This window comes from Pseudomonas sp. HS-18 (assembly GCF_020401845.1).
Classification (GTDB): domain Bacteria; phylum Pseudomonadota; class Gammaproteobacteria; order Pseudomonadales; family Pseudomonadaceae; genus Pseudomonas; species Pseudomonas nitroreducens.
On the sequence record NZ_CP084413.1, the window covers coordinates 217,399 to 235,517 of the forward strand.

An 18,119-nucleotide genomic window follows, 5' to 3' on the forward strand; every position below is an offset into this window, starting at 1 on the left:
GGCTGCGTCCGCTAGCCGGGGCCAGCTATCGGGCAATCCAGAGAAGACATAGCGAGAGCGTCACCAGCGAACCCAGGGTGGACAGCAGAATGCTCCGCGACACCACCGCCGCCTCGCGCTGGTAGTACTCGGCGAGCATGAACGGCCCGGTGCCAGTGGGCAGTGCGCTGAGCAGCAGCGCCGAATCGGCCCACAGCGGCGGCAGGTCGAAGACCTTGTAGGCGAGGAAGCCGGTGAGCAGAGGTTGGCCGATCAGCTTGATCGCCACCAGCGGCCAGGCGCCGACCTGCTCGCCTTCCTGGCGCTGGGCCAGGAACAGGCCCAGGGACACGAGCGCGCAGGGCGTGGTCGCGGCAGCCAGCATGTCGAGGAAATGCAGCAGCGGCGCCGGTAGGCCGATGTCGGTCAGCGCCCACAGCCCACCGATGATCGGCGATACCACCAGCGGGTTCTTGCCCAGCGCCTTGGTCACTACCCACACGGCGCGGCCAATGTGTTTCTCCTCTTGCAGGCCGACCTCGATGCACACCACCGAGATGGCGAACAGCACGCAGACGACCAGCAACGAGGCGATCAGCGCCGGCTCCAGGCCATCCTGGCCGAACACCAGCAGGCACAACGGGATGCCCATGTAGCCGGTGTTGGCGTAGGACGCGCTGAGCCCGTCGATGCTCGCCGCCGGCAACGGCCGGCCCTGCAGCAGGCGCCAGGCCAGCGTGGCGAAGAAAACCAGCAGGCAGCCGCCGGTAAAGGCGGCAAGGAAGCCCGGTTGCCAGATTTCCGCCCAGGTCGTGGTGGCGGTGACCTTGAACAGCAGTGCCGGCAGGCACAGCCAGACCACCAGCTTATTCACCTCCGACGCGGCCTGCGGGCCGAGGCGGTTGCTGCGTCGGCACAGCCAGCCCACCAGGATCAGCGCGAAGATCGGCAGGACGACGGCGAAGACGGTGTGCATGGCAGGGAAACCTGGAGAAGCGGGGGCGGCACGCGAGCATAGGGTTGCCAATCGATACCGTCCAATGCTTACTAGGGCGCCCATCCATACCATTCCCGTATCGATGATCGACTTCCGCCAGCTGCGCTATTTCCTCTCCCTCGCCGAGCACCTGCACTTCGGCCGTGCCGCCGAGGCGCTGCACATCACCCAGCCGCCGCTGAGCCGGCAGATTGCCGCGCTGGAGGAAGAGCTGGGCACTCCGCTGTTCGCCCGGCATTCCCGCTCGGTGGAACTGACCGCCGCCGGCCGCGATTTCCAGCAGCACGCCCGCGCCTTGCTCTCGGGCCTGGATCTCGCGGTGCGCGCTGCCCGTGCCACCGCGCGCGGGGAGCGTGGCGAATTGCGGATCGGCTTCACCATGCTCGCCGCCTGGACGCTGCTGCCGCGCCTGCTGAAGGCCTTCGCCGATGGCCACCCGGAAGTGAAACTGGTGCTCAACGAGGTTCTGCCCCGCGACCTCGGCCCGGCGCTGGACAACGGCGAAGTGGACGTCGCCCTGACCTTCCCCGAGCGCGAGCCGGGCCAGCGCCTTTACCGCACCCTGCAACGCGAGCCGCTGTGCGCGGTGCTACCGACGGTTCATCCGCAGGCGCAGACCGCCGAGCTGGACCTGGCGAAGCTGGCCGGCGAGCCCTTCATCACTTTCCCGCCCGCCACGGCGCCGGCGCTGCACGAGTCGGTGATGGATTGCTGTCGCCAGCATGGGTTCGCCCCGTCCGTACGCATGGAAACGCACCTGCAGCAGACCATCGTCAACCTCGTCGCCGAGGGGCTGGGCGTCTCGCTGGTGCCCGACTCGATGCGGCGCATGCAACTGCCCGGCGTGGCCTTCCGTTCCATCGCGGACTCGCCGCAGGTGGAGTACGGCGCGGCCTGGAGCCCGCACAACGACAACCCGTGCCTGGCGGCGTTTCTGCGCAGCGCGGGTGCGGTCTAGACAACTTCAGGAGCGCGCCACACGCGCGATTGCAGGCATGGCGATCCTGCGCTCAGGCCATCCCTCACCCTAACCCTCTCCCAAAGGGAGAGGGGACCACTCGGTGAAGGACGAAAGCTTGGCGTCAGCCGGCACGGACAGCACCCTCTCCTTGGGGAGAGGGCTGGGGTGAGGGGGAAACGCAGGCACAAATATTCCAGAAAATGACACAGGGGTGTCCGCTCACACCCGCCCGGTCACCGGAATGCATGCGCCGGTGATCGCCGCCGCATCATCGGAGGCGAGGAACAGCAGGGTCGCCGCCAGTTGCTCCGGCCGCACCCAGCGGTCGAACTCGGCATCGGGCATGTCGGCCCGGTTCTGCGGGGTGTCGATGATGCTCGGCATCAGCGCGTTGACGGTGATCCGTGCGTCCTTCAGCTCTTCCGCCAGCGCTTCGGTCAGGCGCATGACACCGGCCTTGGACGCCGCATAGGCGCCCATGCCCAACGCCGCGCGGTTGGCCGCTGCTGCGGCGATATTGAGGATGCGCCCGCGCCCGCGCGTCTTCAGGTGGCCCAGGGCGGCCTGGCTGGAGACCACTGCGGTGCGCAGGTTGATGCGGTACATCAGGTCCCAGGTGTCGACGTCGCCGTCGGCCAGGGTTTCCCAGTGGAAGCCGCCGGCCACGTTGATCAGCGCATCGAGGCCGCCGAAGTGCTCGTTGACTTGCTCCAGCGCCGCGCGGGCGGCGGCAGGACCGGTGAGGTCGATACCGCCGATGGACAGCGCCCCGGCCTGTGGATAACGCGGGCCGACGGCACGGTCGAGCAGGGCGACCTGCCAGCCGGCATCGGCAAACGCCTGGCCGACCACGCTGCCCAGATGGCCGAAGCCGCCGGTGATGGCGACGATCCTGTTCATGTGGTGCTTCCTCGCGAAGAAGTGGGAGGCGCACTTATAGGGTTAGCAGGCCCGGCGTGAAAGGTCGCGGGCGCCAGATGAGGGGACGGATCGGGACGGGGGATTTCCGGGCAGGTTCGCGCTAGGCACAGCCCTCACCCTGACCCTGGCTGCGCGCCCCGCTCAGAGGTAAAGGGGACTGTCTGCAGCGAAGTGGCAGCACGGTGTCAGCCGGCACAATCGACGCCCTCTCCCTCCGGGAGAGGGCTGGGGTGAGGGTTGGCCCCGCAGCGGGGCCAACCCTCAAACGCCTACTTCACCAACCGCGCATCCAGGCTGTTCTGCGCCAACCGCTGCGCCTGCTCCTGGGTCATCCCCAGATGCTCATGCAGGGCCTGGAAGTTCTCGGTGACGTAGCCGCCGAAGTAGGCCGGGTCGTCCGAGTTCACCGTCACCTTCACGCCACGTTCGAGCATGTCGAGGATGTTGTGCTCGCGCATGTGGTCGAACACGCACAGCTTGGTGTTGGACAGCGGGCAGACGGTCAGCGGGATCTGTTCGTCGATGATGCGCTGCATCAGCCGTTCGTCCTCGATGGCGCGCACGCCGTGGTCGATGCGCTCGATCTTGAGCAGGTCCAGGGCTTCCCAGATGTACTCCGGCGGCCCTTCTTCGCCGGCGTGGGCAACGGTCAGGAAGCCTTCGCTGCGGGCGCGGTCGAACACACGCTGGAACTTGCTCGGCGGGTGGCCGACTTCGGAGCTGTCCAGGCCGACAGCGATAAAGGCGTCGCGGAACGGCATGGCCTGGTCGAGGGTCTTGAACGCCTCTTCCTCGGACAGGTGACGCAGGAAGCTGAGGATCAGGCCATGGCGGATGCCAAGTTTTTTCTCACCCTCCTTGAGCGCGCCCTGGATGCCGCGCAGCACCACCTCGAAGGGCACGCCACGGTCGGTATGGGTCTGCGGGTCGAAGAACGGCTCGACGTGGATGACGTTCTGCGCCTTGCACTTCTCCAGATACGCCCAGGTCAGGTCGTAGAAGTCCTGTTCGGTGCGCAGCACATCGGCGCCGGCGTAGTAGAGATCGAGGAACTCCTGCAGGTTGTTGAACGCATAGGCCTTGCGCAGGCTCTCGACGTCGCCCCAGGGCAGGGCGACCTTGTTGCGCTCGGCCAGGGCGAACAGCAGCTCGGGCTCCAGCGAACCCTCCAGGTGCAGGTGCAGTTCGGCCTTGGGCAGGGCATTGAGCCAGTCGTACATGGGGGAGGTCTCGTTATGGGTGGATCAGGCGCCAACATTGGCACACAGGCTGATCCGGCAAGCAATTGGCAGCGGGGCAACAGGCCCCGGCATGCGTGGACAGAGATAATTCTGACGCAAAAGACAGATATCCGCGAAATCTTCCGACCGGTCCCCTTTCTAGAATCGCAGCACCTCCCCCACAGCAGCCCGTTCCATGAACAAGACCCTGCTGGCCGTACTGGCTCTGCTGCCCTTAGCCCTGGCCGCCTGCGACGCCTCGTCTTCCTCCGACTTTAGGTACAACGAGGTGGTGACCCCCGCTTTCCTGCATAACGTGCAGCGCATCGATCGGGACATGAGAAGACTGAGCAAAGGCGATTTCGACTCCGGCGGTGCCGTCGCCGCGACGCGAGCGGTGGAAAGCCCGGCTGGCCACATCGTCGAACTCGAACATGATCTCAACCAGGTGCAGCAACTGCCGCACGGTGAGGATGCCGGCCGCTACGCCAGCAGCCTGTCGCGCTACTACGAACGGCAGATCGGTTACTACCAGCAACTCAGGCGCTATGCGGAATCCAGCGACAAGGCAAGGAAAGAGGCGCTCGCGCAGGAACTCGACGACGCGTACCAGGCGTTGCGCGTATTGCCCGACCAGGTCCTGGCGGCGCAGAAGCAATTCGTCGAGCGCGCCGACCTGCCCCACTGAGCTAACGAGTCGGCGACGGCGATCGGCAGGTCGCTGGTGCGCCTCCGGTCCATTGCCTAAGATGGCGCTCTCGCTTTCTTACGGAATGGACATCCCCCTCGATGCTGCGCGCGCTCAAAGAAGAAAAATTCCTCCTCCTCGCCCTGCTGGTGGCGATTGCGGTCTACCCGCTGGAGCACAGCCTGCTGGGTGGCGGCAAGATGCTCGCGGGGCTCACCGCGGCCGCGCTGCTGGCGGTAATCATCAGCGTCTCGCTGCGCGTGGCGCACCACGCCGAAATCCTCGCGGAAAAGGTCGGCGAGCCCTACGGCACCATGATCCTGACACTGGCGGCGGTGCTGGTGGAGGTGGTGATCCTGGCGATCATGATGGGCCACAACCATTCCCCGACCCTGGCTCGCGACACCATCTACGCCGCAGTGATGCTCGACATGAACGGCATCCTCGGCCTGGCCGCGCTGCTCGGCGGGTTGAAGCACGGTGAGCAGTCGTACAACGACGACTCGGGCAAGACCTACGTGACCATGATCCTCACCGCCGTGGGCATCTCCATGGTGGTGCCGGAGCTGATACCGGCCGAGCAGTGGAAGCTCTACTCCTTCTTCACCATCGGCTGCATGGTCATGCTCTACGCGCTGTTCCTGCGCATGCAGACCGGCCAGCACAGCTACTTCTTCAGCTACAACTACGCCACCCATGGCGAGCAGGGCGAAGGCCACGAGGCGGCCGGCAACAGCAAGCAGTCCATGGCGCTGCTGGTGGTCGGTGTAGTACTGATCGGCGCGTTGGCGGAGGTGATGTCCAAGGCCCTGGACGTCGGCCTGGAAGGCAGCGGCGTGCCGCCCATCGTGCCGGCGCTGCTGGTGGCGGCGATCTCCGCCAGCCCGGAAATTCTCACCGCACTGCGCGCCGCCATGGCCAACCGCATGCAGCCGGTGGTCAATATCGCCCTGGGCGCGTCGCTGTCGACCGTGATCCTCACCGTGCCGGTGATCGAGGCCCTGGCGTTGTTCAAGGGCCAGCCGATCCAGATGGCCATGACCCCGTTGCAGACCGGCATGATGTTCATCACCCTGATGGTTGCCGGCTACAACCTGCATGACGGCAAGACCAACGCCATCGAGGGCATGACCCACTTCGTGCTGTTCGCCACCTTCCTGATGCTGTCGTTCATGGGACTCTGAGCATGCTCAAGCTGTACCTCGCCGGCCCCGACGTGTTCCGCCCCGACGCCGTCGAGCAGGGCGAGCGGCTCAAGGCACTGTGCACCGAGTTCGGCGTGCAGGGACTCTATCCGCTGGATCATTCGGTGCCCGAGGGCATCGTCGAGCCGGTTGAGCAGGCCCGCTGGATCTACCAGGCCAACCTCGAGCTGATCCACCAGGCCGACGCGGTGCTGGCCAATCTCAACCCATTCCGCGGCGCCGAACCGGACAGCGGCACCGCCTTCGAACTGGGCTACGCCGCTGCGCTGGGCAAGCCGTTGTTCGGCTACATCGATGAAGGCGGCAGTTGCACCGAGCGCCTGCCTTGCGAATGGAAGGGTGACCAGCCGGGTCGCGATCGCGACGGCAATCAGATCGAGGGGTTCGGCCTGCCGCTGAACCTGATGCTCGGCGTGCCGGCGAAGATCGCCGTGGGAGGGGCGCGGGAAGCGTTGGAGTTGCTGCGGGAAGAGTTGCTTTCGTAGCAGTGGACTCGGTTTGCGATAGGTCCGCATCGCGTTGGATGCCCTTGCGGGCGGGGGCCGCTCTTGTGCCTCGTCATGGCACAGCGAATTGCCGGCAACAAAAAACGCGCCCAGGGGCGCGTTTTTGTTGGGCTCGCAATGATAGTCAGCGACGTTTTTCGAGCTTGAAGAAGAACACCTTGGTCGCCTGGCGGGCGACGATGCGGCCTCCACTGACGCGGGGCTCGAAGCGCCACTTGTCCATGGCGTCGCGCACGGCATTGTCGAACATGCGCGGCGGCGAGGACTCCAGCACCTGGATATCGGCGATGCGGCCATCGCTGGTGATGGTGAACAGCACCTTCACCCGGCCTTCGATGCCACGGTTCAGCGCCATGCGCGGATAGACCGGCGGGTCCATGCGCAGTGGCTTGATGTCGCTGTCGTTCAGGCTGCCGGTGGGCAGGCCGGCGGGGCCCTGCGAACCGGTCGGCGCGGCCTGGGCACCCTGGGTGAACTGGCCAACGGTGGGCGCGGCGGGCGGCGGCGGGGCGGCCGGAGTCGGCGGCGCGGCGGTTTCCTCGGCCGGTTCCGGGTCAGGCTCGGGCTTGGGTTTCGGCTTGGGCTTGGGCGACACCTTGGGCACGGCCTTCTCGACCGGCTTGGGTTTGGGCTTGGGCTTTTCCACCGGCTTGGGCGGCTCGATGGGCTTGGGCGGCTCGGGTTCCGGCGGCGGCGGAGTCGGCGCGGCAGCAGGCGGCTGCTGCACTTCCGGCTTGGGCGGCAGGGTGACGACACTCACCTGCATCGCCTTGGGCATCTCGCCGGCGCCCAGATTCAGTTCCGCCGGAGTCGGCATCACCCAGACCAGCGCGGCGACGATGGCCAGGTGCATGGCGATCGCCAGGCCCGAGGACTTCCACCAGCCGCCGAGGGGCGGGGGCTGCTCGCCGTCTTCCACGCCTTCGACCGGCGCCGCGTAGGGGATCAGGACCTCTTCGGTAACCACGTCCTCGTCGCGGCGGGGGCCGGCACAACTGACGAGTCGCAGGGTGGCCTCATTGACGCGCTGGGCATTCACGCTGGGCAAATGGGCGCCGTCATCCGCCGTGGCGGAAGTGAACAGCTGTTCCTCAGCGTCTGCGGCTGGACTGGCGTCCGCCGCCTTGCGCGGTTGGGGTAACGACATGAGAAAGCCTGCGGGAAGAGTTCACGAAGCAGTATCTGCTGATAATTATTATCATTCACTAGTTGCGCGAGGGCAACCTTATCCGTCAGATCGGTGCGATGGCGCAGCGTAAAAGGCCGTCCTGCAGGGCCTGCGGATCGGCTTCGGCGGCCAGGATCAGCTCTATCCGACTGTCCTTGCGCCACGCGTTGGGCGTCCAGGGCGCCGGACCGACGGTGCGGTTGCAGGCCAGCCAGGCGGTTTCGCCATGCAGCACGGCCTTGGCCCGCAGCAGGCCGGAAATCCCGCCCAGCCAGGCATCCAGTTCGTCCGTGCGGAAGCGCCAGTCTCGGTGGAAGCGCCAGCCGACCGACTGTCGGCCGTCGTCCACTCGCACCTGGCGCAGAGGGGCTTCACGGCGCAACAGGATCGCAGGTTCACCAGGCGAGGCACCCTGCGGCAAATCAGCGCCCGCCGGTTCAGTTGGCGTCGTTGGCAGCTCGCCCAGCGACAGACGCCCCTGGATCGTCCAGCACAACGGCACGTCCGGCAGCTGCGCGGCCAGAGCCGCACGCGCCGCGCCATCCAGGGCTTCGGACTTGTTCATCACCAGCAGCGCCGCCTCGCCCAGCGCCTGCTGCTGCGCTTCGGGCAGGGGCTGGCCGACCGCCAGTGCGGCAGCATCGAGCACCATCACCATCGGTTGCACCGCCAGCACGCCCTGCCAGGGCGCCGCACGCAGTTGCGCCAGCAGTTGCGCAGGATGGCCGAGGCCGGACGGCTCGATGAACAGTCGCTGCGGCCGCGCCTTGCGCAGCAGCCGGCCAAGGCCGACCTGAAACGGCGCGCCATTCACGCAGCACAGGCAGCCACCGGCGACCTCGCCCAGGGCGATGCCGTCCTCGTCGCGGGACAGCAGCGCGGCGTCGAGCCCCACCTGGCCGAATTCGTTGACCAGCACCGCCCAGCTTTCGCCTGCGGGACGTTGCGCCAGCAAGGACTGCAGCAGGCTGGTCTTGCCGGCCCCGAGGGGGCCGGCGATGAGATGAGTCGGGATCTGCTTCAACATTCGCCCATGGTGCCGCCTGACGCTCGCCGGGAAAAGCGCTAGAGTCGCGGCTTCCCCTCGCCACCCCGGATCGATCATGCGCCTGTTGCTGCCTTTTGCTCTCGCCTGCCTGCCCCTGTTCGCCCACGGCGAGGCCTGCGTGGTGCATACCCAGGGCAAGCAGGTCGACGTGAAGGTCTGCCAGCAGAACCGCACCATCCCGGAAAAACTCTTCCGCGAGGGTTTCTGCCAGCCGCAGCTGAAGGACCAGAAGGTCGAGGTGACCTACGCCGAAAACTGCCCCAGCGGCGCCTTCGGCGTCTGCGAGAACGCCCAGACCCAGGGCGTGCCCTATCGTCAGGACATCCACTACTACGGCGTGGCCAGCGATGCGCGCATTCTCCAGCCGTTCTGCGAGCAGCAGAGCAACGGCCACTGGCGCAAACCCCAGTAACGGTCATCGCCCTGTCACACGCTTCGGGCCTACTGTCCCCGGGTACCTCACACCCTCCCGGCGCCCCACGCCGGACATGATCTTGGTGAATTGGGCCGCTCTCCCCGGGCGGCCTATTTTTTTGCCCGGGCGACAGCTCAACCCAGCCAGTCGAGCGTGAGCAGCAGGCGGCGCTCGCCGGGTGCCGGCAACGGCGAGCGGTGGATGATGCCGGAGCCAAGATTGCCGGCCCATTTCTCACCCTTGAACAGGCCTACGTCACCCGCCGCCATCTGGCGGATCTCCGCCCGGCTGGCCGGTTCGGCCGCCGCGTCGCCCAGCCGCGCGCGGGCCATGGCCCACTCCTCCAGCCACTGGCTGGCGGGCCCCGCATAGGTGGTGACCAGACGCAGCGGTACGTGATCGACGTGGAAGCGCGGGCACATGGCCTTGTCCAGGCTGCGCAGGCGCAGGCCGATACGCTGCGCGCCGGTCAGGCAGGCGAAGGCTTCGGCCAGCCATTGCAGGTCGCTGCGAAACAGCGTGCAACCCTCAAGCATGGCGTACTGGCGCAGCAGGTCGCCCAGTTCGACGCGCTCCTCGAGCACATCCAGGCTCTGCGTCAGGTCCAGCGGCTGGGCGCTCAACCAACCGGCAAAGGTGCTGATCTCCGGGTACAGCGTGCGTTGCCAGACAGCCAGATTGACGTCTTCCTTGAGCACTTCGGCGAGCACCTGCGGATCGCCGCCAAGCACCTGCCGCGGCCAGGCCGGGGTTTCGAGGGCGAGCATCAGGCGCCGGCCTCCCAGGGTTCGAAGGGATCGGGCAGGCGTTTCCAGGCGGTGGTGCCGGCGGCCATTTCCTCGTCATCCAGCAGGCAATGGTCCAGTTCGCCGAACAGCCGCTGGAAGTCCAGGTTCTGCCCGATGAATACCAGCTCCTGGCGGCAATCGCCGCTGTCCTCGCGCCAGTGGCGCAGGACGCTCTGCAGCTCGGTGGTGTCCTGTGGCCAGTGTTCGCGCGGGACAAAGCGCCACCAGCGTCCGGCCAGGCCGTGGCGCATCAGGCCACCGGCCTGGGACCAGCTGCCCGCCTCGCGGTAGCGGCTGGCGAGCCAGAAGAAGCCCTTGGAGCGCAACAACCGGCCGTTGCTCCAGGGCCGGGCGAGAAAGTCATGAAAGCGCTGCGGGTGGAAGGGCCTGCGCGCCCGGTAGACGCTGGAGGAAATGCCGTAGGCTTCCGTCTCCGGCAGGTGCTCGCCGCGCAGCTCCTTGAGCCAGCCCGGCGCTCGCTCGGCGCGCTGGAAGTCGAAGCGGCCGGTGTCGAGGATGCGCGCCAGCGGCACCTGGCCCATGACCATGGGCTGGATATCGGCGTCGGGATTGAGCCTGCGCAGGATCGCCAGCAGCTCGTCGCGCTCGGCGCTGCCGATCAGGTCGATCTTGCTCACCAGGATCACGTCGGCGAACTCCACCTGCTCCACCAGCAGGTCGCTGAGCGAGCGCTCGTCGTCCTCGCCCAGGGTTTCACCCCGTTCGGCGAGGCTGTCGGCGCCCTGGTAGTCGGCGAGGAAGTTCAGCCCGTCGACCACCGTGACCAGCGTGTCCAGCCGAGCCAGGTCCGACAGGCTGCGGCCCTGCTCGTCGCGGAAGGTGAAGGTCTCGGCCACTGGCAGCGGCTCGGAGATGCCGGTGGACTCGATCAGCAGATAGTCGAAGCGGCCTTCGCCGGCGAGGCGGCTGACCTCTTCCAGCAGGTCTTCGCGCAAGGTGCAGCAGATGCAGCCGTTGCTCATCTCCACCAGGCGTTCCTGGCCGCGGTTGAGGCTGACGTCGCGCTGCACCTCGCGGCCGTCAATGTTGATTTCGCTCATGTCGTTGACGATGACCGCGACCTTGAGATTCTCGCGGTTCTTCAGGACGTGGTTGAGCAGCGTGCTCTTGCCGGCGCCAAGGAAGCCGGACAGCACAGTTACGGGAAGTGGCGCATTCATCACGGTGGGACTCCAGGGAAATCAGGCTTCGCGGACGTGCAGTTCGCGCCGTTCCTGGCGCTCCTTGGCCTCGATGCATAATGAGGCGGTGGGGCGCAGCAGCAGGCGGCGCAGGCCGATCGGTTCGCCGGTTTCCTCGCACCAGCCGTAGTCGCCCCGGGCCAGGCGCTCCAGCGCCTGGTCGATCTTGTCGAGCAGCTTCTTCTCGCGCTCCAGCAGACGCAGTTGCCACTGGCGTGCCTCCTCGCGGCTGGCGACATCGGCCTCATCGCTGGCCCGCTCGGTGTCCTGCAACGCCTGGAATTCCTCGTCGATGCGCCCCTGCAACTCGTCACGCTGGTCCAGCAGCAGCGCGCGGAAATAGCCCTGTTGCGCCTCGCTCATGTAGGCCTCGCCGGGCTGGGCAAGCAGTTCCTGTTCGGTCATGACCGTCTCCGGAAGGGCGTGATCTTTATGTTATATTATAACGATGCATTGCCCGCAATCGGGAATCGACAGCCGCCCGACGACGTGCGATACCGATGTTCCGCTCCACCCGCCCGCCGAGACCTTCGATGCTGCGCCGCGCCCTGCTGCTCTGCCTGTTCGCTCCCTTCGCCCACGCCAGCGGTTCCGCGCCACTGCCTTTTCCCGGCGAGGAACCGGCGCGCTGCGCCTGGTCGGCTTCGGTGCTGGCCTGCATGGACGGTTCGGGGAATCTCTACAGCGTCGCCACCCAGGGCCACGACACCTACCTGCGCGGCTTCGAGGCGAGCAGCGGCCGGCGCTGGGCGCAGACCGGCACGCGCTACGGCAGCCTGACCTTCTTCAGCGGAGTGGCCAGCGACGGCCAGGTATGGGTCGGTACCAGCCGCGGCATCGGCTGGACCAACGTCAGCCGCTTCAGCAGCTCGTCAGGCGACAGCGCCCGGCTGACCTGCGGGCGCGTGAGCGGCTGCAAGCAGCAGGAGCGCTGAAGAACCCATTGCGGGATCGCCGGGAAGCAAATACGTTATATTATAACAATTGCCAGCCGTGACCCGCCCATGACCACCCTGCTTCCCGACATCGCCTGCCAATCCACCCGCCTGCCCATCCCGCTCGACTGGGTCGGCATGCAGGGCATCGCCGTGCCGCTGCGTATTGCCAGCGAGCGAGTCGCCGCATACGCCGACGCCGGTGTCAGCCTCGACGAAGCCGATGCGCGCGGCATCCACATGTCGCGGCTGTATCTGGCGCTGGAAGCACTGGCAGAAACCGAGCTTTCGCCGATGCTGCTACGTGACCTGCTCAGACAGTTCCTGCGCAGCCACGCGCAGCTGTCCCGACGCTCCAGCCTGGCACTGCGTTTCGACCTGATGCTGCGGCGCCCGGCGCTGGTCAGCCCGCTGAGCGGTTGGAAGCGCTACCCCTGCGAGATCCACGCGCAACTGGAAGACGACGCGATGCAACTGGAGCTGCGCTTGACCCTGCCTTACTCCTCGACCTGCCCCTGCTCGGCGGCGCTGGCGCGCCAACTGATCCAGGAGCGTTTCGACGCCGACTTCGCCGGCCGCCCGCTGAAAGCCAGCGAGGTACGTGCCTGGCTCGGCAGCCCGCAGGGCATAGTCGCCACGCCGCACAGCCAGCGCAGCGAGGCCCGGCTGCACCTGCGACTCGCCCCAGCCGCGACGGCATTCGCTTTCAGCGAGCTGATCGATCACGCCGAAGACGCCCTTGGCACCGCCGTGCAGACGGCGGTGAAGCGTGCCGACGAGCAGGCCTTCGCCCTGGCCAACGGGCAGAACCTGATGTTCTGCGAGGACGCCGCACGCCGGCTGCACCGGGCGCTGGTGCCGCGAGAAGAGGTGTCGGGCTTCGAGGTGCGTGTGGTGCATGCGGAAAGCCTGCACGCCCACGATGCGGTGGCGGTGAGTCGCTGGGAACGCGACTAGTCGGCGAGGTCCAGCGCCAGGCGGATCTGGTCGCGGCACTGGATGCCGCTTTCGAAGATCGGTTCGGGGTAATGCCGCACGAAGTAATCCGGATCGATACCGACGATGCGGAAGCCGACCCGCTGGTACAGGCCGAGCTGCGCCAGGCTGGAGTTGCCGGTGGCAATGGTCAGGCGCTGCAGCCCGGCGTCGCGCGCCTGCTCGATGGCGGCCAGCAGCAGGCGACGGCCCAGGCCACGCTCCTGCCATTCATCTTCCACCGCGAGGCTGGTGATCTCGGCGACGCCGGGTTCGCGCGGCGTCAGCGTGAGGACGCCGCGCACGGAGTCCGCCTCGTTCAGCGCCAGCAGGCGGGAGTCGTACAGATAGCTCTCGATCTGATCGCGACTGGGGTCGGCCTTGAGCAGCAAGGACCAGGGCGCCTGTGCGGGCGACAATTCGACGAGGGATAGGTCCGGGAAGAAGTTCACCATGATTCATCTACCAAAGAGCCAGTGGGGACAGGGGGTTTAGCTCCCCGTGCTCCTCGATGCAAGCTTTTTGCCCCGCGCCAGAAACGCATCGAGCCCGCCGAAGCGGGCCCGATGCAGGGGCAGAAAAGACTCAGGAGTAGATGTCGCGCCGGCTCCAGGGGACCTCCTGGCCGCCATCCGCATAGGGCTTGCTGGCGAGAATCTGGTGCAGGTTGATCCAGCCCTTCTTGAAGCCATAGGCGCAACCGGCCAGGTACAGGCGCCAGATGCGCAGGGCCTGGTCGGGCACCAGCTTTGCCGCCTCGGCCAGCTTCGCTTCGAGGTTGGCGCTCCAGAAGTCCAGGGTGCGCGCGTAGTGCAGGCGCAGGCCTTCGACGTCGACCACTTCCAGTCCCGCCTCGCTCATGCGCGCCACGGCCAGTGACAGGTGCGGCAGCTCGCCATGGGGGAACACGTAGCGGTCGATGAAATCCCCGGCGCCGCGCCCCACCGGACGGCCGTCGGTATGGCTGGAGGTGATGCCGTGGTTCATCACCAGCCCACCCGGGCGCACCGCATCATACAGTTGCTGGAAGTAGAGCCCGAGGTTGGCGTGGCCGACGTGCTCGAACATGCCGACGCTCACCACCTTGTCGTAGCGGCCGTCACGCGGCAGGTCGCGGTAGTCGAGCAGCTCCAGCGTCACCTGGTGTTCCAGGCCCTCGGCCTTGACCCGCTCGCGACCGAGCTTGAGCTGCTCCTCGCTGAGGGTAATGCCGTGCACCTGCACGCCAAATTCTCGCGCGGCCAGGCGCGCCAGCCCGCCCCAGCCGCAGCCGACATCGAGCAACTTCTCGCCCGGCTTCAGCCGCAGCTTGCGGCACAGGTGGCGCAGCTTGGCCAACTGGGCCGTGGCCAGGTCCTCGGTGCCGGTCTCGTAGTAGGCGCACGAGTACACCATCTCCGGGTCGAGCCAGAGCTGGTAGAACGCATTGGACAGGTCGTAGTGGTAATGGATGGCCTCGGCGTCGGTGGCCTTGTCGTGGCTTTCGCGAACGTAGTGGGCATCGCCGTCGTCGTCGTCGCCCAGCGCGCTGCTCAAGGCATCGGCAGTGGCGATCACTTCACCGATCGGCCCCTCGATGTCCATACGCTTCTCGACGTAGGCGCGACCGAGGATATCGAGACTGGGATGGGTGATCTCAGCCAGCAGGGTCGGATCGCGAACGACGAGCGTCACCTGCGGATCGGGCCCAAGGTCGAAAGCCTGGGCCTCGCCGATGCGGATACGCAGCGGCAACTGCAGGGACAGCAACTCAGAGGGCAGGTTGGCGTTCATGCATACCTCCTGGTCACAGGGCTGAAAAACTATAGACCAGCGTACCCATAGTCTTCCCCTATGGCCTGGCCCGCATAAAAACTATCGTGGCGCCGGCCACCGCGGGACGTGCCGGTTCCTTTGCATTGGAGCCCATTGCGAAGGTGTGCGTTCCCGGAAAATCCGCAGGCTGCAATGGAAGAATAGTTCGCTACGCAAGCGTAGCAGCGGATTCGGGAAGCATCCTTGCCAGCACCGAGATAGAGCCTTTACTGCCCCGCAACGATGACGCTGCTGTGACAGATGGCCGTTGCATTGCACTACACTGGGGGCCCTCCGCCCGCCTCCCGGACGGAGATCCTCTGAAGTGAAGGGGGCTGTCTTGACTACCTTTTCCGAGCCGCGACCGGCAGTCCGCACCGTGCTGGTGGGGCTGATGCTGGCGATCTTCCTCGGTGCGCTCGACCAGACCATCGTCGCCGTGTCCCTGCCGGCGATCTCCGCCGGCTTCGGCGACTTCGACCTGCTGGCCTGGGTCATCTCCGGCTACATGGTGGCGATGACCATCTCCATGCCGATCTACGGCAAGCTCGGCGACCTCTACGGCCGCCGCGTGCTGATGCTCTTCGCCATCGCCCTGTTCACCCTCGCTTCGCTGCTCTGCGGCGCCGCCCAGAGCATGGAGCAACTGGTCATCGCGCGAGTCCTGCAGGGCATCGGTGCCGGTGGCATGATGTCGGTGAGCCAGGCGATCATCGGCGACATCGTCCCGCCCCGCGAACGCGGCCGCTACCAGGGCTACTTCAGCAGCATGTACGCGGTGGCGAGCATCGCCGGCCCTGTGCTGGGTGGGCTGCTCACCGAATACCTGTCGTGGCGCTGGGTGTTCCTGATCAATCTGCCGGTGGGACTGGTCGCCCTCGCGGTATCCCGCCGGTCCCTGCGCGGATTGCCGGTGCCGGGGCGCAAGCCGGTGATCGACTACCTCGGCACCATGCTGATGATCGCCGGCCTGGGCAGCCTGCTGCTGGCGATCACCGAGGTCGGCCAGGGCGCACGCTGGAACGATCCGCAGATGCTGGCGCTATTCGCCGCCGCACTGGTGCTGGTCGCGCTCTTCGTCGTGCAGGAACGCCGAGCGCCGGAGCCGCTGGTGCCGATGCACCTGTTTGGTATTCGCGCGGCCACCCTGAGCTGGCTGATCAGCTTCTTCGCCAGCTTCCAGGTCATCTCGCTGTCGGTGCTGGTGCCGCTGCGCTTCCAGTCGGTGACCGGCGCGGGCGCCGACAGCGCCGCGCTGCACCTGCTGCCGCTGGCCATGGGCGTGCCCATCGGCGCGTATTGCTGCGGCCGTCTCACGGCGATCATCGGCCGCTACAAGCCGCAGATCGTCGGCGGCGGACTGTTGATGCCGCTGGCGATTGCCGGCCTGGCGCTGACGCCGCCGAGCGCATACTTCCTTTCAGGGGTCTGCATGCTGCTCACCGGCATTGCCGCCGGCACGCAATTCCCCACCAGCCTGGTGGCGGCGCAGAGCGCGGTCGAGACCAAGCACCTGGGCGTGGCGACCAGCAACATCACGCTGTTCCGCTCACTGGGCGGTGCGGTGGGAATCGCACTGATGTCGGCCCTGCTGCTGGCGATGCTGCAACCGCTGGCAGGCGACGCCGGCCATGGCCTGTCGGCCAGCGCCCTGCTGGCCAGCCTGAGCGGCGACGGCCATGAAGCGCAGCGGCTGGTGCTGGATGGGGTATTCGGGCACCTGTTCCTGATCAACGCCGGGTTCGGCGCCCTGGCCCTGTTGATCGCCCTGTCGCTGCCCGACCACGCACTGCGCGGCCGGAGCAACGATTAGCGAATGGCGCGGGTCAGTCCTCGTCGTTGAGGTAGCTGACCTTGCGCAGGTCCGGCAGCAGCAGGCAGACCAGCAGCGCCACGCCGCACATGACCGAGACATAGATGTAGAACACGTCCTCCATGCCGATGCTCTTCAGTCCCAGCGCAGCGTACTCGGCGGAGCCACCGAAGATGGCGTTACCCACCGCGTAGGAAAGGCCCACGCCCAGGGCGCGGATCTGCGGCGGGAACATCTCCGCCTTGATCAGGCCGCTGATCGAGGTGTACAGGCTAACGATGGCCATGGCCAGGATGATCAGGCCGAACGCCGCATAGGGGCTGCTGACAGTCTTCAGCGCCGCGAGGATCGGCCAGGTGCAGAGCATGCCGAGCGCGCCGAACCAGAGCATGGACGTCTTGCGGCCGATGCGGTCGGACAGAGCCCCAAACAGCGGCTGCATGCACATGTAGCAGAACAGCGCGAAAGTCATCACGCCGCTGGCCACCTTGGCGTCCATCCCGGCGGTGTTCACCAGGTACTTCTGCATGTAGGTGGTGAAGGTATAGAAGATCAGCGAGCCGCCGGCGGTGAAGCCGAGCACGGTGAAGAAGGCGCGCTTGTGGTGGGTGAAGAGCTCGGTGAGGGTGCCCGACTCCTTGCGCTTGAGGTTGGCTTCCTTGGCTGTCTCGTTCAGCGAGCGGCGCAGGTAGAAGGCGATCACCGCGGTGATGGCGCCGACCACGAAGGGAATCCGCCAGCCCCATTCCTTCAGCTCGTCGGTAGTCAGCAACTGCTGCAGGATCACCACCACCAGCACGGCCAGCAACTGGCCGCCGATCAGGGTCACGTACTGGAAGGAGGCGAAGAAGCCGCGCTGCCCCTTGAGCGCCACTTCGCTCATGTAGGTCGCGCTGGTGCCGTACTCGCCGCCCACCGACAGCCCCTGGAACAGCCGCGCGAGCAACAGCAGCGCCGGCGCCGCGACGCCGATGGTGGCGTAGGTCGGCATCACCGCGATGGCCAGCGAGCCGCCGCACATCATCAGCACCGAGATCATCATCGCGGTCTTGCGGCCCTTCTTGTCGGCGATGCGGCCGAACAGCCAGCCGCCGATGGGGCGCATCAGGAAGCCGGCGGCGAAAACCCCGGCGGTGTTGAGCAACTGCACCGTCGGATCGTCCGAGGGGAAGAAGGCGTGGGCGAAGTACAGGGCGGTGAAGGCGTAGACGTAGAAGTCGAACCACTCCACCAGGTTGCCCGACGAGGCGCCGACGATGGCGAGGATGCGCGAGCGGCGCTCGTGGGCGGAATACTGCGGTGCGGCAGGTGCGTTCATGGGGATTCTCTTGTCGGTTTAACTGCATCCCGGACGTGAGGACGGAACTCCCTCGCCGCCCTTGCCAGCGAATTGCCGCCAGGCATTTTTCACTGACACAATCAGAAACAGTATAGACGCTTCCGATAGCCGGCTAACGAAGTTCGCGGCCTGGACCGGGCCTTTCGGTTCGAATATCGGACACTC

Annotated in this window: 19 protein-coding genes; 8 read left to right on the top strand and 11 right to left on the bottom strand. The window is 66.6% G+C overall.

The window, feature by feature from the left end; translation table 11 throughout:
• Window positions 1-25 precede the first annotated feature (25 nt).
• Window positions 26-955 (bottom strand): AEC family transporter, encoded by a 930-nt coding sequence (locus LDJ84_RS01005; protein ID WP_024766986.1) that lies wholly within the window; start codon window positions 953-955, stop codon window positions 26-28.
• 64 nt (window positions 956-1,019) lie between these two features.
• Between LDJ84_RS01005 and LDJ84_RS01010 the strand changes: the two genes are divergently transcribed.
• Window positions 1,020-1,934, top strand: a complete 915-nt coding sequence (locus tag LDJ84_RS01010; RefSeq protein WP_226045768.1) for a LysR substrate-binding domain-containing protein — start codon at window positions 1,020-1,022, stop codon at window positions 1,932-1,934.
• 222 nt (window positions 1,935-2,156) lie between these two features.
• Here LDJ84_RS01010 and LDJ84_RS01015 read toward each other — a convergent pair whose 3' ends face one another.
• Both LDJ84_RS01015 and LDJ84_RS01020 read right to left on the bottom strand, forming a co-directional pair.
• Complete coding sequence (locus tag LDJ84_RS01015; RefSeq protein WP_024766985.1) at window positions 2,157-2,837, bottom strand: SDR family NAD(P)-dependent oxidoreductase; 681 nt, start codon at window positions 2,835-2,837, stop codon at window positions 2,157-2,159.
• A gap of 290 nt (window positions 2,838-3,127) precedes the next feature.
• Window positions 3,128-4,078, bottom strand: a complete 951-nt coding sequence (locus LDJ84_RS01020) for an adenosine deaminase (RefSeq protein ID WP_038803473.1) — start codon at window positions 4,076-4,078, stop codon at window positions 3,128-3,130.
• A gap of 196 nt (window positions 4,079-4,274) precedes the next feature.
• On the opposite strand from LDJ84_RS01020, the gene LDJ84_RS01025 reads away from it, so the two are divergent.
• The 3 genes from LDJ84_RS01025 to LDJ84_RS01035 all read left to right on the top strand — a co-directional run bounded on the left by LDJ84_RS01025 (window position 4,275) and on the right by LDJ84_RS01035 (window position 6,456).
• Window positions 4,275-4,766, top strand: coding sequence for a hypothetical protein (locus LDJ84_RS01025; RefSeq protein ID WP_084358431.1), 492 nt, complete (start codon window positions 4,275-4,277; stop codon window positions 4,764-4,766).
• 101 nt (window positions 4,767-4,867) lie between these two features.
• The gene (locus LDJ84_RS01030; protein WP_065086387.1) at window positions 4,868-5,950 is read left to right on the top strand and encodes a calcium:proton antiporter; all 1,083 of its coding nucleotides are present in this window, start codon (window positions 4,868-4,870) and stop codon (window positions 5,948-5,950) included.
• A gap of 2 nt (window positions 5,951-5,952) precedes the next feature.
• The gene (locus tag LDJ84_RS01035) at window positions 5,953-6,456 is read left to right on the top strand and encodes a nucleoside 2-deoxyribosyltransferase (RefSeq protein WP_084358430.1); all 504 of its coding nucleotides are present in this window, start codon (window positions 5,953-5,955) and stop codon (window positions 6,454-6,456) included.
• Between the two features lie 145 nt (window positions 6,457-6,601).
• Here LDJ84_RS01035 and LDJ84_RS01040 read toward each other — a convergent pair whose 3' ends face one another.
• Both LDJ84_RS01040 and LDJ84_RS01045 read right to left on the bottom strand, forming a co-directional pair.
• Window positions 6,602-7,624 carry an energy transducer TonB gene (locus LDJ84_RS01040; protein WP_226045769.1) on the bottom strand — a complete coding sequence of 341 codons (1,023 nt, stop codon included), beginning with the start codon at window positions 7,622-7,624 and terminating at the stop codon, window positions 6,602-6,604.
• 85 nt (window positions 7,625-7,709) lie between these two features.
• On the bottom strand, window positions 7,710-8,672 hold the full coding sequence (locus tag LDJ84_RS01045) for a CobW family GTP-binding protein (RefSeq protein WP_226045770.1): 963 nt from the start codon (window positions 8,670-8,672) through the stop codon (window positions 7,710-7,712).
• Between the two features lie 76 nt (window positions 8,673-8,748).
• Between LDJ84_RS01045 and LDJ84_RS01050 the strand changes: the two genes are divergently transcribed.
• Window positions 8,749-9,105, top strand: a complete 357-nt coding sequence (locus tag LDJ84_RS01050) for a hypothetical protein (RefSeq protein WP_024766821.1) — start codon at window positions 8,749-8,751, stop codon at window positions 9,103-9,105.
• 137 nt (window positions 9,106-9,242) lie between these two features.
• On the opposite strand, the gene LDJ84_RS01055 is transcribed toward LDJ84_RS01050, so the two are convergent.
• From LDJ84_RS01055 to dksA, 3 genes are read right to left on the bottom strand one after another with little or no spacing between them, the layout of a single operon-like run.
• Window positions 9,243-9,875, bottom strand: coding sequence for a DUF1826 domain-containing protein (locus LDJ84_RS01055; protein ID WP_065086383.1), 633 nt, complete (start codon window positions 9,873-9,875; stop codon window positions 9,243-9,245).
• Complete coding sequence (zigA, locus tag LDJ84_RS01060) at window positions 9,875-11,077, bottom strand: zinc metallochaperone GTPase ZigA (RefSeq protein WP_037014261.1); 1,203 nt, start codon at window positions 11,075-11,077, stop codon at window positions 9,875-9,877. The genes LDJ84_RS01055 and zigA overlap by 1 nt, the downstream gene beginning before the upstream one ends.
• 21 nt (window positions 11,078-11,098) lie before the next feature.
• Entirely contained in the window at window positions 11,099-11,503 is a 405-nt protein-coding gene (gene dksA / locus LDJ84_RS01065) for an RNA polymerase-binding protein DksA (RefSeq protein WP_024766818.1), read from the bottom strand.
• Window positions 11,504-11,631: 128 nt separating this feature from the next.
• Here dksA and LDJ84_RS01070 point away from each other — a divergent pair, with 128 nt between their 5' ends.
• On the top strand, window positions 11,632-12,033 hold the full coding sequence (locus tag LDJ84_RS01070; RefSeq protein ID WP_065086381.1) for a hypothetical protein: 402 nt from the start codon (window positions 11,632-11,634) through the stop codon (window positions 12,031-12,033).
• A 69-nt stretch (window positions 12,034-12,102) separates the two neighbouring features.
• The gene (gene folE2, locus LDJ84_RS01075) at window positions 12,103-12,990 is read left to right on the top strand and encodes a GTP cyclohydrolase FolE2 (RefSeq protein ID WP_226045771.1); all 888 of its coding nucleotides are present in this window, start codon (window positions 12,103-12,105) and stop codon (window positions 12,988-12,990) included.
• Here folE2 and LDJ84_RS01080 read toward each other — a convergent pair.
• Both LDJ84_RS01080 and cfaB read right to left on the bottom strand, forming a co-directional pair.
• Window positions 12,987-13,463, bottom strand: coding sequence for a GNAT family N-acetyltransferase (locus LDJ84_RS01080; protein WP_226045772.1), 477 nt, complete (start codon window positions 13,461-13,463; stop codon window positions 12,987-12,989). The two genes, folE2 and LDJ84_RS01080, sit on opposite strands and share 4 nt — an antisense overlap.
• Before the next feature lie 130 nt (window positions 13,464-13,593).
• The gene (cfaB, locus tag LDJ84_RS01085) at window positions 13,594-14,781 is read right to left on the bottom strand and encodes a C17 cyclopropane fatty acid synthase CfaB (protein ID WP_024766814.1); all 1,188 of its coding nucleotides are present in this window, start codon (window positions 14,779-14,781) and stop codon (window positions 13,594-13,596) included.
• 361 nt (window positions 14,782-15,142) lie between these two features.
• On the opposite strand from cfaB, the gene LDJ84_RS01090 reads away from it, so the two are divergent.
• Window positions 15,143-16,615: an MDR family MFS transporter gene (locus LDJ84_RS01090; RefSeq protein WP_226045773.1), complete on the top strand. Its 1,473-nt coding sequence runs from the start codon at window positions 15,143-15,145 to the stop codon at window positions 16,613-16,615.
• A 13-nt stretch (window positions 16,616-16,628) separates the two neighbouring features.
• Here the strand turns inward: LDJ84_RS01090 and LDJ84_RS01095 are convergent, their stop codons facing one another.
• The gene (locus tag LDJ84_RS01095; protein ID WP_024766812.1) at window positions 16,629-17,933 is read right to left on the bottom strand and encodes an MFS family transporter; all 1,305 of its coding nucleotides are present in this window, start codon (window positions 17,931-17,933) and stop codon (window positions 16,629-16,631) included.
• Window positions 17,934-18,119: the final 186 nt, after the last annotated feature.